Origin of the sequence: Rahnella sp. PAMC25559 (assembly GCF_050632365.1) — a bacterium.
Taxonomy (GTDB): domain Bacteria; phylum Pseudomonadota; class Gammaproteobacteria; order Enterobacterales; family Enterobacteriaceae; genus Rahnella; species Rahnella rivi.
Genome location: NZ_CP192543.1, coordinates 1,750,084 through 1,766,183 on the forward strand (window position 1 = coordinate 1,750,084; position 16,100 = coordinate 1,766,183).

The 16,100-nt window shown below is 42.6% G+C and carries 14 protein-coding genes; 13 read left to right on the plus strand and 1 reads right to left on the minus strand.

The window, feature by feature from the left end; translation table 11 throughout:
* Positions 1-4: 4 nt before the first annotated feature.
* The 3 genes from licT (at position 5) to ACQZQY_RS09310 (ending at position 3,156) form a co-directional block, all read left to right on the plus strand.
* The gene (gene licT, locus ACQZQY_RS09300) at positions 5-844 is read left to right on the plus strand and encodes a BglG family transcription antiterminator LicT (protein ID WP_431296989.1); all 840 of its coding nucleotides are present in this window, start codon (positions 5-7) and stop codon (positions 842-844) included.
* Positions 845-1,786: 942 nt separating this feature from the next.
* Positions 1,787-2,380, plus strand: a complete 594-nt coding sequence (locus tag ACQZQY_RS09305) for a helix-turn-helix domain-containing protein (protein WP_056773360.1) — start codon at positions 1,787-1,789, stop codon at positions 2,378-2,380.
* Between the two features lie 77 nt (positions 2,381-2,457).
* Positions 2,458-3,156 (plus strand): EAL domain-containing protein, encoded by a 699-nt coding sequence (locus ACQZQY_RS09310; RefSeq protein WP_431296990.1) that lies wholly within the window; start codon positions 2,458-2,460, stop codon positions 3,154-3,156.
* A gap of 29 nt (positions 3,157-3,185) precedes the next feature.
* Here ACQZQY_RS09310 and ACQZQY_RS09315 read toward each other — a convergent pair whose 3' ends face one another.
* The gene (locus ACQZQY_RS09315; protein WP_431296991.1) at positions 3,186-3,353 is read right to left on the minus strand and encodes a hypothetical protein; all 168 of its coding nucleotides are present in this window, start codon (positions 3,351-3,353) and stop codon (positions 3,186-3,188) included.
* A 94-nt stretch (positions 3,354-3,447) separates the two neighbouring features.
* Here ACQZQY_RS09315 and wbaP point away from each other — a divergent pair, with 94 nt between their 5' ends.
* From wbaP to ACQZQY_RS09365, 10 genes are all read left to right on the plus strand, one after another.
* Positions 3,448-4,878, plus strand: coding sequence for an undecaprenyl-phosphate galactose phosphotransferase WbaP (gene wbaP / locus ACQZQY_RS09320; RefSeq protein WP_122096345.1), 1,431 nt, complete (start codon positions 3,448-3,450; stop codon positions 4,876-4,878).
* A gap of 230 nt (positions 4,879-5,108) precedes the next feature.
* Positions 5,109-6,248 (plus strand): polysaccharide export protein, encoded by a 1,140-nt coding sequence (locus ACQZQY_RS09325; protein ID WP_431296992.1) that lies wholly within the window; start codon positions 5,109-5,111, stop codon positions 6,246-6,248.
* Positions 6,248-6,682 (plus strand): low molecular weight protein-tyrosine-phosphatase, encoded by a 435-nt coding sequence (locus ACQZQY_RS09330; RefSeq protein ID WP_390974375.1) that lies wholly within the window; start codon positions 6,248-6,250, stop codon positions 6,680-6,682. The genes ACQZQY_RS09325 and ACQZQY_RS09330 overlap by 1 nt, the downstream gene beginning before the upstream one ends.
* A 21-nt stretch (positions 6,683-6,703) precedes the next feature.
* The gene (locus ACQZQY_RS09335; RefSeq protein WP_431296993.1) at positions 6,704-8,884 is read left to right on the plus strand and encodes a polysaccharide biosynthesis tyrosine autokinase; all 2,181 of its coding nucleotides are present in this window, start codon (positions 6,704-6,706) and stop codon (positions 8,882-8,884) included.
* A complete protein-coding gene (locus ACQZQY_RS09340) occupies positions 8,874-10,322 on the plus strand; it encodes a lipopolysaccharide biosynthesis protein (protein WP_431296994.1) in 1,449 nt (482 codons plus the stop codon). The genes ACQZQY_RS09335 and ACQZQY_RS09340 overlap by 11 nt, the downstream gene beginning before the upstream one ends.
* The gene (locus tag ACQZQY_RS09345) at positions 10,319-11,440 is read left to right on the plus strand and encodes a glycosyltransferase family 4 protein (RefSeq protein ID WP_431296995.1); all 1,122 of its coding nucleotides are present in this window, start codon (positions 10,319-10,321) and stop codon (positions 11,438-11,440) included. Before ACQZQY_RS09340 ends, ACQZQY_RS09345 begins: the two co-directional genes overlap by 4 nt.
* 12 nt (positions 11,441-11,452) lie before the next feature.
* Positions 11,453-12,553 carry a glycosyltransferase family 4 protein gene (locus ACQZQY_RS09350; RefSeq protein WP_431296996.1) on the plus strand — a complete coding sequence of 367 codons (1,101 nt, stop codon included), beginning with the start codon at positions 11,453-11,455 and terminating at the stop codon, positions 12,551-12,553.
* A gap of 14 nt (positions 12,554-12,567) precedes the next feature.
* The gene (locus tag ACQZQY_RS09355) at positions 12,568-13,746 is read left to right on the plus strand and encodes an O-antigen ligase family protein (protein ID WP_431296997.1); all 1,179 of its coding nucleotides are present in this window, start codon (positions 12,568-12,570) and stop codon (positions 13,744-13,746) included.
* Between the two features lie 14 nt (positions 13,747-13,760).
* Complete coding sequence (locus tag ACQZQY_RS09360) at positions 13,761-15,062, plus strand: glycosyl hydrolase family 28-related protein (RefSeq protein WP_431296998.1); 1,302 nt, start codon at positions 13,761-13,763, stop codon at positions 15,060-15,062.
* Between the two features lie 57 nt (positions 15,063-15,119).
* Positions 15,120-16,100 (plus strand): acyltransferase family protein, encoded by a 981-nt coding sequence (locus tag ACQZQY_RS09365; RefSeq protein WP_431296999.1) that lies wholly within the window; start codon positions 15,120-15,122, stop codon positions 16,098-16,100.

Below are 16,100 nucleotides of genomic sequence, written 5' to 3' on the forward strand. Positions count from 1 at the left end.
GAAGATGAAGGTCATTAAGGTACTCAATAATAGCCTGGTGCTATCAACGGATCACGATAACAACGAAGTTATCGTTATGGGCAAGGGTATTGGCTTTGGCAGCAAAGTGGGTGACGTTCTCGACCCGGCCAGCATCGAGAAAATCTATGCAGTACAAGATAATCAGAAAGGCCGTGAATATCTTCGTCTGATTGAAGATACGCCGGAAGCGCATATTGAGATTGTGCAGATGATCTTAAGCCTGGCAAACGCCGGGCTGAAGGGCCGGATCAACGAGCAGATTTTTTTCACGCTGGTCGATCACATCAGTTTTGCCATTGAGCGTTATCACAAGGGCATCACGATCCAGAACCGGCTGCTGTTCGAGGTAAAACGCTTTTATCCGCATGAGTTTAGCGTGGCCACACAGGCGCTGGTGTACATCAACCAGCGCCTGAATATCCAGCTCCCGCAGGAAGAGGCGGGGAATATAGCTTTTCATCTGGTTAACGGTCAGACCGATGTGCAAAACATGGAGCACACCCTGCTGGCGGTGAAAATGCTGAAGGATATTTTCAATATTATCCAATATCACTTTCGTCTCACGCTCGACACGGAGTCGCTCAATTACGCCCGTTTTCTGGTTCATATGCAGTTCTTTATTCAAAGAATGGTGGAGAAACAGCAGGTTGTCTCAAAGGATGATTTTATCTTTTCACAGGTCATCAAAGAGTATCCGCACGTTTACCGCTGCGCTCTGCTGATCCGCGATTATATTAAAAATCTGCTGGAGATGGTGATGTCCAACGATGAGCTGCTGTATCTGGTCATCCACCTGACACGTATTACGCAAAGTGACGTCTGAACCCTCCCTCATTGCGGCAGTAACACCGGCGTCAATGAGTCAATAACGTGACCAGGCTGCTGACCACGTTATTGACTGTCAGTAGGATGGCTCAGGCCAATTTTCCCGCCCGGTAATGTCTCTTTTCCCTTTAATAATCTCCCACCCCGGTTTTATCTCTGTGAGAATATTCATTTGATTATAAAATCCTGAAAATTCTAATAAACAGCAGAACCCCCCTCCCTAAATGAATTTTTATCTTAAGAATGCTCTGAGTATTTCACTGCCAGATGAAACGACTTATTTCGACTGACGCCATGAAATAATGGCGAAAATAGCTGATCTCTGCTTAATAAGAATGCTCTTATAAAGCAGCCGCTGTTTCAAAATGTCACATCTGTGCTCATAAACAGCATTAAAGGCTAATGAATTCTGATTCTAAATACTTTTTTAAGAATGTTACCCAGTATCGATAATTTTGTGATTAATTTGCGTAAAAACTTAAACTAAAATTCCGACTAAAAAAGTTCATTATCCTGTACTAATCAAAAAATACAGTCCAAATCGCGTGTTAATAAAATTATTCTGACCCTGTGAATTGCGCTTAAGAAAGGTCTTAGATTTCAAGCCTTATTAATGCTAAAAGCGTTACATGGCTCACAATTCGAGTGAGAATACGAATGATTACTAGGACAACGCCTAGTGTTGAGTGGGGTAAATAACGATAAGAAAGCGTAAATCGATCGGTGAAACCTATTGTTGGGTGTAATAGTGAGCGAGATAAACGATTTGAAGAGTTTTGGCTGCGTATTACTCTACTGGAAGTCACTGGGAAGGAATAAATATGATGTGAGCAATGATGAATAATTTCGTTTTTTTAAGCGTTATGAAAGTGCTCTATTCTTCCCGCTCTGTTAGAGAAGTGTCTGAGCGTTTTTAAAAACCACACTATTAGGCGGCCCAATGCCTCGGGTAATAATCTGGAGTGAGTGCCAGTTTACTAAATTGGCGATAAAAGAAATAATCTCCAAGAAACTGCCTTACGTTAACGGTGTCATTTTTTTTAACCGTGACGATGAGGTGAACTTGTATACAAAAGATTATCTGATTATTGATCCATCGGGAGGCGGCTTTCACAAGTGTTATGAGTTTTTAAACGAAAATATCAATGTGCTGGATCCGGAACGCATACTTATCATTTCTTCAGAAGTAGACATGCTGATGCTGGGGTTACTGCTTAAAAAACAATTCAAATTTCTTAAAAAGAAAAAAGGGCTGTCAGAGATAGTCAGTGCAATACAGCAGTTTATTCAGCTTCAGAACATGACCAGTAACAAGGAGTCGTTTGATTATAAAATCACAAAAATGGAAGAAAAGGTTTTAGTCATGATGATGACCGGTCTTTCTGTGACCAGTATTTCAAACATACTCAAACTTAGCGTTAAAACGGTCAGCGTACATAAGTGTAATTCTCTGAGAAAGATAGGTGTTGATGCCAGCAGCAGTTCGGCTTTGTTCTTTCTGCATAAGCATGCTGTGGGCAACAGAATAACCTGATTGAATTTTAACAGACCAGGCACCTATTGCTGGTTTGGATAATGTCTCTTTGTATTATTTTTACCATGGGGTAAGGGATGCGTACGGTCAAAAGAAGTGATTCCAGTTATCTCTTTGAACCGATAGTGACAGTATCTGGCGGGATACTGGGTTTTGAACTGGTAAAAAAGTCAGCGCATCAGGTTGCCAATAAACAACATCCGCACGACGCGGGGAGCCAGACATTTCATTTATCTGCCGAAGAAAGAATCAAAAACTTCTTCGACGAGGTGACGCTGGCCTGTATTAATGCCGATATCTTTACCCACAATAATTTTTTACTTTCAATACGAATCGACTACGAGATTGCCAGCCATATCGTGAATAACGCAGCGATGCGCAACGTGTTACAGCAGCACAATTATATAAGACTCACGCTGGATGCGTTTTTCCCCGAGTTCAGTGCCGAACAGGACCGCCCGGTTCTGCACGCGCTGTCAGAGCATGGCCCCTTATGGCTTGACCATTTTGGGGAAGGCAATACCAGCCTGACACTGGTCATGAATGAGAAGTTTGAACATATAAAAATAAGTCAGCATTTTTTTTGGCAACACCAGGGAACCTTATCTTTTCGACAAATTATTGAGCACCTTCAGCCATACAGTCAGGGCGTTATTATTGGCGGCATTGAAAGCGCCCGCCACCTGGAATATTTAAAAGGCAGTCAGATCCAGGCGATGCAAGGCATATTATGGTCGGCCTACAGTCAGGAGGAATTCATCCAGTCTTTTTTCTGACACTGTAAATATCAATAGGCATCAATTTTTTAATTCATTAAAGCAAGAATCGCCATCATCTGAATGCCCAAGGTGAGGGGATCCTGCTGCCCGGATAATTGCACTCTTTTTTTGGCAAATTGGTGGCCGTAAACCAGGGGCGGTAGCGTAGCTGAAATAACGGCACAATCAAAAAACATGATTATAAAAAATTCCATGCTGACGCCCTGAATCTCAGCATCTTATTCACCATCATATCGTCTCTTTTCGGCTCACTGAAAAGGGAGGTTGATTATTTATTGTGGGGGGTATATGAAATTTCTCACCAGAAATGTTTGCGCCAGTTTATTTCTCGCTTTATCTGACTTCCTCAGTTTCACCCTTTCGCTTTATATAGCGAAGGGCATCCTAAATAATGTCATGACTCACTTTGAGCAACGTATTCCTGATGCTCAGACCGCCGGCTGGATTGTCCTGCATGGCGTACTGGCATTCTGCTGCGTTGCGTGGTTTCACCTGCGCCTCAGGCACTATTATTATCGCAAAACATTTTGGTTCGAGCTGAAGGAGATCCTTCGTACATTGCTGATTTTTGCTCTGATCGAAATCGCCGTGATCGCCTTCGCCAAATGGTATTTCTCGCGCTATCTGTGGGTCCTGACATGGATACTTGTTTTGATTGCGGTCCCTGTGGCGAGAATGCTGACCAAACAGGCGCTGCATGCCTTTGGCTTCTGGCAACGCGATGCCATCATTATTGGCAGCGGCAACAATGCCCGCGAAGCGTATAGCGCCATCAAAAGTGACAGGAATCTGGGTTTACGCGTCACCCAGTTCATTTCCAGTGAAGGTGCTGATCAGCCGGGAGATATGATTGAAGGCATACGCATCATGCCCTCTGACGAGAACTGGGTACGGACGCATGTCGATAAAAAAACGCAGTTTATTGTCGCGGTGGAGTCGCATCAGAGCGGCATCCGTAATGCATGGCTGCGGGTATTTATGATCCACGGTTACAGTTCGGTGTCCGTTATCCCGACGTTACGCGGTATGCCGCTGGATAACACCGATATGTCGTTTATTTTCAGCAAGGAAGTGATGATCTTCCGCGTGCATCAGAATCTGGCAAAATTTTCTTCGCGCGTCACCAAACGGCTGTTCGACATCGTCACATCTCTGAGCATCATCATCCTGTTATCGCCTCTGCTTATCTACATTACCCGCAAGGTCCGCAAAGACGGCGGCCCGGCCATCTATGGTCATGAACGCATTGGGCAGTCAGGCAAACCCTTCAAGTGCCTGAAATTTCGCTCGATGGTGATTAATTCCAAAGAGGTTTTGGAAGAGTTGCTGGCAGGTGACGCAGAAGCCCGGGCGGAATGGGACATGACCTTCAAACTCAAAAACGATCCGCGCATAACGTCGATCGGTCATTTCCTGCGAAAAACCAGTCTCGATGAGTTACCGCAACTGTTTAACGTACTTAAAGGTGAGATGAGCCTGGTCGGTCCGCGGCCCATTATTACTGCGGAACTGGTGCGTTATTACGATGAGGTCGAGTATTACCTGCTGAGCAAGCCGGGAATGACCGGATTGTGGCAGGTCAGTGGTCGCAGTGAGGTGGATTATTCCACGCGGGTTTATCTTGATGCCTGGTATGTTAAAAACTGGTCCATGTGGAATGATATAGCCATTCTGTTCAAAACCATCGGCGTTGTATTGAAAAAAGAAGGGGCCTATTAATTATCCTGTGACCATGGCAAGCATTGAATAACGCATTACCATAATGAGATCTGCAAAATAAATAATCTAACTTTTATTTCATGTCAGCAGAGCTTCTCTGTCGTGGACGTGAGTTTTTTGATTGTTTTTTAATATCTTCACACAGGAATGATGATTCGCGACTGCCGGAAGGGAATACGGAATTACTCTGGAAGGCAGATTTAACACTAAATAGCAGATGATGTGAGATAATGAAAAATAGCTTTTTTAATATTTCTTTAGTGATATTAACGTCCGGTGTATTGAGTGCGTGCACCGTCATACCCGGACAAAGTTTAAATACAGGGGACAAGCACGTAGTTGAACAACCGGACAGCAATTTTGATATTGATAAACTGGTCAATGTATATCCGTTAACGCCACGACTGGTTGACGGATTACGGCCAGATGCTGTCACGGCGCGCCCCAATCCGGAATTAGATCAGCAGCTTAAAGCCTATCAGTATCGTATTGGTGTGGGCGATGTGCTGATGGTCACGGTGTGGGATCACCCGGAACTCACCACCCCTGCCGGGCAATACCGCAGTGCCAGTGATACCGGCAACTGGGTGAATGCCGATGGCACGATTTTCTATCCCTATATCGGCAAATTAAAAGTCACGGGTAAAACGGTCAGTCAGATCCGGGAAGATATCAGTACCCGCCTGGCGACCTATATAGAGAGCCCGCAGGTGGACGTCAGCATTGCGGCTTTCCGCTCACAGAAAATTTACACCACCGGTGAAGTCATAAAATCCGGTCAGCAGCCCATCACTAACATTCCTCTCACTGTGATTGATGCGATTAACGCGGCGGGCGGATTAGCGCCGGACGCTGACTGGCGCAATGTGGTGCTAAACCACAACGGTAAAGACACGCCGATTTCGCTGCATGCGCTGATGCAAAAGGGTGACCTGACCCAGAACCGCCTGCTTTATCCCGGCGATATTTTATTTGTGCCGCGTAATGATGATCTGAAAGTGTTCGTGATGGGCGAAGTTGTCAAACAAAGCACGCTCAAAATGGATCGCAGCGGCATGACGCTGGCGGAAGCGCTGGGCAGTTCAGACGGTATTTCACAGAGCATGGCTGATGCCTCGGGGATCTTTGTTATCAGGCCGCTGAAAGGCAGCAATCAGGGCAAGATCGCCAACATTTACCAGCTTAACGCCAAAGATGCGGCGTCGATGGTAATGAGTACCGAATTCCAGCTGCAACCCTACGATATTGTCTATGTCACCACCGCGCCGATCGTGCGCTGGAACCGCGTGATTTCCCAGATTGTCCCGACCATTACAGGCGTGCATGACATGATTGAAGCCGGTCGTTTCGTGCGGCAGTGGAATCCATAATGTTTGATGCCATTTTGATTGTCTGCACGGGCAACATCTGCCGCTCACCGATAGCTGAAAGGCTGCTGAGGCAGATGTTACCCGATAAGAAAATAGACTCGGCTGGTATGGCGGCGCTGGTGAGTAACCCGGCTGACCCCGGAGCGATACAGGTCGCCAAAAAGCACCTGTTAGCGCTTGAAAACCACCACGCCACCCAGTTCACCTCTGCCCTTGGCCGCCAGTACGACCTGATCCTGGTAATGGAGAAATCTCACCAGGAGCAAATCAGCCGTATCTCACCTGAGGCGCGCGGCAAGATTATGTTGCTGGGGCACTGGCTCGGACAGAGGGAGATCCCCGACCCTTACCGAAAAAGTCAGGAAGCCTTTGAGTCTGTTTACCGGCTAATCGACCAGGCCTGTCAGTCCTGGTTACAAAAACTGAACGGATAACTCCATCAGGGAAATCAACGCATGTCTCCAGTCATATCAAAAACGCCCGCTTCACCCGATTCCGATGAAATAGATTTAAGTCGTTTAATTGGCGAACTTATTGACCACCGTAAATTAATTATTGCCATCACCTCGGTGATTACGGTGCTGGCTATTATTTATGTTCTCTTTGCCACACCGATTTATCAGGCTGATGCTCTGATTCAGGTGGAGCAGAAACAAGGTAATGCGATCCTCGAAAGCCTGAGCCAGGTATTGCCGGACGCTCAGCCTCAGTCAGCGCCTGAAATCGCGTTATTGCAGTCGCGAATGATCCTGGGAAAAACGGTAGATGATCTGAACTTACAGGCCGTGGTGAAGCAGAAATACTTCCCGTTGCTGGGCCGGGGATGGGCAAGATTAACCGGCGACGTACCGGGTAAGCTGTCGATCAGTCGTTTGTATGTGCCTTCGGGCGGCGGCGATGTCCCTAAATTAGTGATTACGGTTATAGATAAAAATAATTACCGGGTCGAAGGCGATAATATCGACATCAAAGGCGTGGTTGGCAGTCTGCTTAATGAGAAAGGGATTTCATTGCTGGTCAATGATATTCAGGCTCCGGCGGGCAGCCGTTTCAACGTCTATTACCTGAGCAGATTACGGGCGATAAACGATTTGCTTGATGCCTTCAGCGTCACTGACCAGGGAAAAGACACCGGCATCCTGAACCTTTCGCTGAACGGCGATAATCAGGAACTGATCTCAGCCATCCTCAACAGCATCAGCCAGAACTATCTCGATCAAAATATCGCCCGTCAGGCTGCGCAGGACGCCAAGAGTCTCGATTTTCTTGACCAGCAATTACCACAGGTGCGCACGGATCTGAACACGTCTGAAGATGCCCTGAATACTTACCGTCGGCAGAAAGACTCCGTCGATCTTTCACTTGAGGCGAAATCCATCCTCGACCAGATAGTGAATGTCGAGAGCCAGTTGAATGAGCTGACATTCCGCGAAGCTGAGATTTCACAGCTCTACACTAAAGATCATCCTACCTACAAAGCACTGTTAGAAAAGCGCCAGACCTTACTGAAGGAACGGGATCGGTTGAACAAAAGTGTTTCCGCCATGCCCGCGACCCAGCAGGAAGTGGCCAGACTTAGCCGTGACGCAGAGTCCAACCGCGCCATCTACATGCAACTGCTTAACCGTCAACAGGAACTGAGCATCGCCAAATCCAGTGCAATTGGTAATGTGCGGATCATCGACACGGCCGTGACTGAACCGAAAGCGGTAAAGCCGAAGAAAGTGCTGATTGTACTAATTGGACTGATATTGGGTGCTCTGATTTCAGTTGGATTGGTGCTTCTGCGCGTATTCCTGCGTAAAGGCATTGATTCACCTGAGCAACTGGAAGAGAAAGGGATCAACGTTTACGCCAGTATCCCGCTTTCAGAATGGCTGACCAGAAACAATAAGTCAGACAAAAAGCGGTCATTAAAGGCAAAAAGAAAAACATCGGCCACTAATTTTCTGGCGGTCGAAAACTCCGCCGATCTGGCGATTGAAGCGATTCGAAGTCTGCGAACCAGCCTGCATTTCGCGATGATGGAAGCCAAGAACAATGTGCTGATGATTTCTGGCCCAAGCCAAAGTGCCGGTAAAACCTTTATCAGCAGCAATCTGGCGGCGGTTATTGCTCAGGCAAACAAAAAGGTTCTTTTCATCGATGCGGATATGCGAAGAGGGTATGCCCACAAATTATTCAAAGTAGATATTGATGAGGGGCTTTCAAGTATTTTATCCGGCAAGACAAGCCCTGATAAAGCCGTCAAAAGTGTTTCCTCCGTGAATATTGATTTCATATCAAGAGGGGAATTACCTCCTAACCCTGCCGAACTTCTGATGCACCCGCGTTTCGAGACACTGATGACCTGGGCATCTGAACATTATGATCTGGTTATTGTGGATACACCGCCAATTCTGGCCGTGACAGATGCAGCAATTATCGGACGTTACGTCGGTACCACCTTGTTGGTTGCGCGTTTCGAAATGAATACCGTCAAAGAAGTGGAAGTCAGTATCAGGCGTTTTGAACAAAGTGGTGTTGAGGTGAAAGGTTGTATTATTAACAGCGTGATTAAAAAGGCCAGCAGTTATTATGGCTATGGCTACAGCCATTATGGTTATGCCTACGTAGATAAAGAACATGACGATTAAATCATTAAAAGAACGCACGATATCCGGCCTGATATGGAATGCGATTGAACGATTTATGGTTCAGGGGGGGCAGTTTGTCATTCGAATCATGATTGCGCGAATGATTACCCCGGCAGAATATGGGCTGGTAGGTATGGTGGCTGTATTTCTGGTCCTTTCGGACGTCATTATTAATGGCGGATTTTCTCAGGCGCTTATTCAGAAAAAAAACCGCACCGATCTGGACTACTCGACAGTTTTCTTTATTAATTTTTCTTTAGGTTTGATCATATATTTTCTGCTGTATTATTTCGCACCAGAAATTGCCCATTTCTACAAAGATGACCGGTTGATTGACGTAATCAGGTTAATTTCGTTGAGCATAGTGATTAAATCACTCAGTGTCGTACAAATCGCCAAGCTGAGTATCGAACTTAATTTCAGATTAAAAACTCTCGTTAATTTTTGGGCCGTATTGGTCAGTGGTATATTAGCCCTCTGTCTGGCCTACCAAGGTTACGGGGTATTGGCTTTGGTATATCAGGCAATCAGTTACTCTGCATTCGTGACTCTCTTAATGTTTATAGTGTCAAAATGGCGACCTAAATTTGAATTTTCTTTTTCAAGAACTAAAGAGCTCTTTAACTTCGGCTCCAAGGTTTTCCTGGCTGGATTAATGGGAGTTTTATCTGATAATTCGTATTCAATTTTGATAGGCAGAATCTTCACCAGCAAGGAAGTCGGCTTCTATTCGCAAGGGCGAAACTTGCCTGATTTGCTTTCAGTAAATTTATTCAATGTATTGCAAGGTGTATTATTTCCGGTCATGGCGGCGGCGCAAGATGACAGGGAAAGATTGATGAGTATTTATAAAAAAAGTCTGGATATGACGGCATTTATAGTATTGCCTTGCATGGTCGGATTGGTTGTCATCGCCGAGCCTTTCGTGAAAGTGTTTCTGACAGATAAATGGTTACCTTCTGTTTATATCATTCAATGGTTGGCGTTGTCGCGTATGATTATTCCGCTGGGAGCTATCAATGCCAATCTTCTAAATGCGATAGGTCGGTCAGATTTATATTTAAAAATCGATCTTATTAAGTTTCCTTTAACCATTGCGGGATTATTTATTTCTGCTCCATTTGGTCTTGAATATATGGTGATGAGTAATTTCGCTGTTTCAGTTTGCTACTTTTTTATTAATGCTTACTACCCAGGGAAACTGTTCGGATACGGTGCGTTTAAACAGTTGAAAGATATGATTACAGTGATTATTTCAACCATATTGATGTATTTATCGGTTAATTACATTCAGGTGGATAACGGTATGCTGGATATCTTTATAAAAATTTTCCTCGGGGGAGTTGTATATACCATTTCTTGCACTTTACTGAAAGTTAATGCTCTTCGTGAAGTCTTTAATTTTGCCAGAAATAAAATAACCGGGGGTGCATCGTGAAGCGTGTTTTGATATTTACCAATGAATTTTACCCCTTCAAAGGTGGCATCGGCAGATATTGTGAAGAGCTGATAAATACCATAAAAAAAGATTACGCAGTGACGCTGGTTGCACCGAAGTATGACGGATCACTGATTCGAAGCCACTTAAGCGAAGGAATCAGTTTGAACCTTGTCCCTGGGGGGCAATTTAAGTATTGGCATTTGCCGAAGTTGATCAAAAAAGTTCGGTCAATAGACTTTACTCAATATGACTATATTCTCGCCGCTGACTGGCCATTTTGGATTGCGATACAATGTGTTAATGCACTGAGATTGGGTAAAAAGATTGAATTTAACCTGATGTTGCATGGTAGTGAAGTGCTTAATCTCAAACACGGTAAAGCCTCTATCTTCGCGATGTTCCTGAATTTATTTTCTGGTGTTCAGACAATTTTTACAAACAGCCACTATACGAAACGTATACTTCTGGAAAATCATCATGTTCCTGCATCGGTGCCTGTTATTGTCACCTATCTTGGGGTATCTCAGGACATTATTTTAAGTAATGACTCTTATATCAGAGATGTTCTCTCGACCGAATTTAATTTATTAACTGTCGGAAGACTTGATGACAGGAAAGGATATGACTATGTCATTCAATCCTTAGGATTGCTCTCTGATGAAGTTCGCCGCCATATTTTTTACACTATCGTCGGTAACGGAAGTGATGATTTCAAAAGAAATCTTGAAGATTTAGCTAAAATAAACAAAGTTAATTTGCGAATTCGTTCCAACGTTGGAGACACAGAACTTGAAGAAATCTATAAAAAAAATAAAGTCTTCATATTAGCAGCTAAGCACAGCAATAAAAAAATAGAAGGTTTCGGACTGGTGTTTTTGGAAGCAGGTAAATATGGCATACCTTCCATCGCCACAGATGTCGGTGCTATCAGTGAGGTTGTGCAGCATAATAAAACTGGTCTGGTTGTTAAAGAAAACGTTAACGATATTTCTGAGGCAATACTCAAGCTTTATCGGGAACGGGATTTACTTGTCAAATTTAGCGATAATTGTATAGATGCAGTTAAAATGTTCACTTGGTCAAAACTTGCAGAGTTGACTTTGAAAGATTTATAAGGGAACCCTAATATGAAGAAAGAAAAAGTTCTGTACGTTGATACCTGTCATGATGTTGCTGGAGGGCAACGAAGCCTGATTGCATTATTGGAGAAAATCAGCAGCGACATAGAATTTCGTATTATTATCGACCAGGGAAATCAGAAATATAAACAAGAGTTGTTAAAGTCTGGGATTAATGAAGGGAAAATAGAATATATAAATAGTAAACCTTTTAATTCCAGGTTTATGGGTGGTTTAAATCTTTTGTTAAAAACATTTTCAAAAAGCAGGGACTATTCGATAGTGCATTGTAATACTTTTTATGATGGTTTGTTTTCAATGCCTTCATTCAGATTACGTAACAAAAAGACTATATTCCGGGCGCGTTGCGGTATTGAACTTTCAAACCATGGCTTTGTGGATAATGTCATCTATAAACTTTCAACGGTTATTTTAGCTAACTCGGAATATGTGAAAAGTACTTTTAGTAGAGTCTCCGGTTCATTATCGAAAATCAATGTGATTTACAACCCGTTGGATCTTAAGTTTCTCGACAGGATTGACGTTGAAAATAGAGATAAGGCAAAAGGATACGTCATTGCTGTTATCGGGGCTATTACTGAAGTCAAGAATCAAATGGAAGTGCTGAAGGCCTTTTCATTAATGAATGACCCTTGTGTAACCCTTAGGTTTATCGGTGAACCCAGAAGCACAGAAAAAGACCGTGAGTACCATAGGAAAATACTGGCCTTTGTCGAAAATAATCACTTGCAGGATCGTGTCGAGTTCACGGGTTTTGTTTCTGATGTCCGTGAAAAACTGATAGATGTAGGTTTGGTATGCGTACCTTCAGATCGTGAGCCACTCGGACGAGTCATTTTTGAAACGCAGTTGTACGAAATCCCGGTTTTAGCATCAGCTTCGGGTGGGAATTCTGAGCTCATTAAAGATAACATCACGGGTTTTCTTTATCAGCTAGGAGACGTCAATCAACTTTCTGAGAAACTAAAGTTAGTTAAAAATGATAACGCAACGGTTATTAGGGCGGGGAAAGAATTCATCATTCAGAGATTTTCACCGGAAAAAACTTATCTTGCAGAATTGAATCTATACACTGACATTCAACGCTGATAATGAAGGTTTCAATGCAACAAGTGAATAAAGACAGTGTTGCAATTCAGTTTGCCTGTATTGCGATGGCAATAATTACATTAATTCCCTTTGGGCGTGGAAATATATCAGGTCTGGAAATTGGATTTCCTTTTATGATCCTGTCAGTATTGTTTTTTCTTTTAACCAAGAGAAAAAAGAATAAACAGTCCATTTTTATCCTCACGTTTCTTCTGTTCTGGGCTGCCTGGGTATTAGTGGGTATCACTTACAGCTATTTATACTATCCCGGTAATGCAGACCATATTTCAGCGTACCTAAGATTTTTTCGGATGCTGGAAATGTACCTTCCCGGAGTACTTATCCTGGTTTTCAGCCGCGGGATGAATGAAAAACAGCACAATCGTATTGCGATATTTGTGTTTACACTCTTCTTTCTGGTGACATTGGAATCGACAATAGGTTTTTTTCTACAAAGTACTGCGCTAACTGCAACGCAAATGTATAAATATCCTGGCATGGGGTATGTGTACCGCGCCGGGGGAGTGGCAAAAGACTCCAGTGCATACAGTAATCTTATTCTGCTGCTGGCGATAACCGCTTTTATCGAACTTAAACGCATGGGGAAAAGTCCGATAATTTTCCTTGGGCTGATGACTTGCCTTCTTATCAATATTTATCTGTCCATGTCGAGAAGTCTTATGGTAGCTATGTTGGTTTACTTCATCACCAATCTGATTTTAGAGAGGAAAATTAAGCCAGGTACGTTATTTATCATAATTGCGGGTATCGTTTCTCTGCTGATCGTGGGCATGAATAATGAATATCTGACCTCTTTTTGGGCAAGAATTTCTGGTGCTAATCAAGAAGACATCAGTTCGGGACGGTTTACAACCTGGGCTTTATTACTAGGCTTGGTTGGCGATAATCCATTACTGGGTGTGGGGTATCGTTTATCCACCGAAAAGTATGGTCTAATCCCTGATAATATGTTCCTTTCCCTTTCTGTAGAAACGGGTGTCATTGGTTTACTTCTCTATTTATCATTTCTTATGTCACTCTGTGTGTCGGTGTATAAAAACAACAGAGATAAGTTCGCTCTGATCATTGCTTATGTTGTTTCTGGGGTTTTTATAGATATATCTACCTTTTGGGTCAGCGTACCTTTCTTTTTATTTACGATGGCTATATACAAAAGAGAACCGGAAAATTAATGATGGAGTTATAAGTGACACATAAAAAAGTTTCTCTCAAAATAAGTAATGGGGTCAATCGGCGCTTATTTTTACGCCTGCTAAGCCTTTCAACCTTGAGTACCTGGTTTATTCAGAATACGGCCTTCTCGCAATTGGTCGATCTTAGCCAGTTGACGTTGTTGAATATCGTCGATTTCGGTGCAAGGGGTGACGGGATCCATGATGATTCTCCGGCATTTCAGAAAGCCTGTGATTACGCGAAACAAATAGGTGGGGCGAGGATTCACCTGCCCGACCCCATTAAGTATTACCGGTTAACTTTCCCAATTTATTTGTCCAGTAATACTGAAATTTACGGGCAGGGAGCGACAACAAAAATCATCTTCGAAGATCCTATTTTTAATAAAGGGCGGGGTGGTTTCGTTATTGGTTCCAGTCTGGAAGCAAACAGCTATTTTGCTCATGAATGGTACCGAAGCAAAAAAAAATCAACAACCATCAACCCCGACTTTAAAAATCCGGTTCAAAGACAATATCTTAGAGATAACCCTGAGTTTGTGCAGGCAGAAAATTCACTCATTCATGACGTACTGCTTCAGGCAATTTTTACATCCGAAAATGAACAAGCCTGGGGGGGGTATGGTATTAACTTTGTCAACGCAAGAGATTGTCACGCATACAATATCTGGGGGATGGGCTGGACGCAGCTGATTGGCATGGGCTCCGATGTTCCACCAGAAACGCCTTCTAACCATAACTGCTCTGCGAAAAATCTTGTCGTCATAAAGCCGGATTTAAGAAGAACTTATTACTCCATTGGGTTCATTGCCAATTCGACAAACTGCACGATAGATAATGCCAGACAAGATGCGCCAATGACTGCCAATACCCCTAATGGTAGTGGTGTTGCTACAAATCTGTGCGAAGATTGCATCATAAAAAATATTACTATTCCCGATTTGGGGAGAACAAATACTTCGGAAGGTATCCTCATTAATAACTCTTCAGGCTGTGTGGTGGAAAATATTTTTATAGGTAACGCAAAGACAGCGGTATCAGTATTTTACAGTATGAAAGACACTTTAAACCCCCTGAAACCTAACACATTGAACAAGATAGAGGGTAAAAACTGTGATGCCGTATTGACAATATATTCTAAATACAATGTCATCAAGAATGTCACCGGTGAGGATTGCAGCGCGATCATTGTCTTGAAAAATAATAACGCAACTCATAATGAAATATATTCTTCTCCAGGAAATGTAAGTGCACCTGAAAATAGACTGAGAAAATTTACTTCTAATAATACCTTCATCAGTTCTCAGTTAAAGTAGCGCAAGTAAGTTTTAGGATCTTGCCCTGATTTAAATTTAATTCCTGAGTGAGACGATATGCCTTCAACAATAAATGAAAGAAACCAGTCTGCTGATATATTCAGATTGTTGCTAATTTTTATGGTGGTTGCTATTCACGTCAATGTTTTTTCTGAAATTAGAAAAATTAATTTTTTCACTGTTGATGGTTATTTCAGAATGGCAGTGCCCATTTTTTTTATCATCAATGGATACTTTTTTCAACAATATGTGACGGATAAATTCCTTTTCAGGAAGTGGCTGTGCCGGGCCCTGTTATTATTTGCAGTCTGGCAGATAATATACTTACCAATGTATATCCCGACTGACGGACTCACACCGCAATATATTGCTGTTTTTATTTCTCAGGCTCTATTTGGCTATCACCACCTCTGGTATGTTGCTGCTATGGCATCAGGAGGCGTGATTTTATATTACGTCAAAGATCTCAGGTATGCTTTGTTATTGTGTGTCTCCTTGTTTATCATCGGATGGATTTTGCAGTATGCGCGAATATTTTTGCAGGCTGATAGTCTGATGTTTAAAGTTTTCTCACAGTACTGGATATTTAGAAACGGTTTGTTCTTTGGTTTTCCTATGATGTTTATAGGAGTATATATTGCCAAAAATAATCTGATTGAAAAATTGTCAAAAACCAGATGCGTAATTTTGCTATTCTTTTCTTTCCTCCTTTTCTCACTAGAACTTTGTTTAACTAATATATATTTGTTCAAAAAAATATCGTACCACATTGATTTTATTATCTCGCTGCTGATTTTCTGCCCATTGCTTTTTATATTATTAATGAAAAGTAACGTTGTTTATTTTACGCATTTAAAATCAAAAAGCTTCGCTTTGATTGCAGCAGCTGTTTATTTTGTTCATCCTTATGTTATTTTCTTTTTAGAAAAATATCTTAACCTCTCTGTTTCACTTCTTTATGCATTGACTCTTATTTTTTCTCTTATTGTCGCCTTTTTATTATTCTCACTGCGAAAGAAACTATTTTTTATATTTTAA

Bases quoted from the DNA above. Each gene is read 5' to 3' on its own strand.
- licT (WP_431296989.1), top strand. From the start codon at position 5: ATGAAGGTCATTAAGGTACTCAATAATAGCCTGGTGCTATCAACGGAT.
- ACQZQY_RS09305 (WP_056773360.1), top strand. From the start codon at position 1,787: ATGCCTCGGGTAATAATCTGGAGTGAGTGCCAGTTTACTAAATTGGCG.
- ACQZQY_RS09310 (WP_431296990.1), top strand. From the start codon at position 2,458: ATGCGTACGGTCAAAAGAAGTGATTCCAGTTATCTCTTTGAACCGATA.
- ACQZQY_RS09315 (WP_431296991.1), bottom strand. From the start codon at position 3,353: ATGGAATTTTTTATAATCATGTTTTTTGATTGTGCCGTTATTTCAGCT.
- wbaP (WP_122096345.1), top strand. From the start codon at position 3,448: ATGAAATTTCTCACCAGAAATGTTTGCGCCAGTTTATTTCTCGCTTTA.
- ACQZQY_RS09325 (WP_431296992.1), top strand. From the start codon at position 5,109: ATGAAAAATAGCTTTTTTAATATTTCTTTAGTGATATTAACGTCCGGT.
- ACQZQY_RS09330 (WP_390974375.1), top strand. From the start codon at position 6,248: ATGTTTGATGCCATTTTGATTGTCTGCACGGGCAACATCTGCCGCTCA.
- ACQZQY_RS09335 (WP_431296993.1), top strand. From the start codon at position 6,704: ATGTCTCCAGTCATATCAAAAACGCCCGCTTCACCCGATTCCGATGAA.
- ACQZQY_RS09340 (WP_431296994.1), top strand. From the start codon at position 8,874: ATGACGATTAAATCATTAAAAGAACGCACGATATCCGGCCTGATATGG.
- ACQZQY_RS09350 (WP_431296996.1), top strand. From the start codon at position 11,453: ATGAAGAAAGAAAAAGTTCTGTACGTTGATACCTGTCATGATGTTGCT.
- ACQZQY_RS09355 (WP_431296997.1), top strand. From the start codon at position 12,568: ATGCAACAAGTGAATAAAGACAGTGTTGCAATTCAGTTTGCCTGTATT.
- ACQZQY_RS09365 (WP_431296999.1), top strand. From the start codon at position 15,120: ATGCCTTCAACAATAAATGAAAGAAACCAGTCTGCTGATATATTCAGA.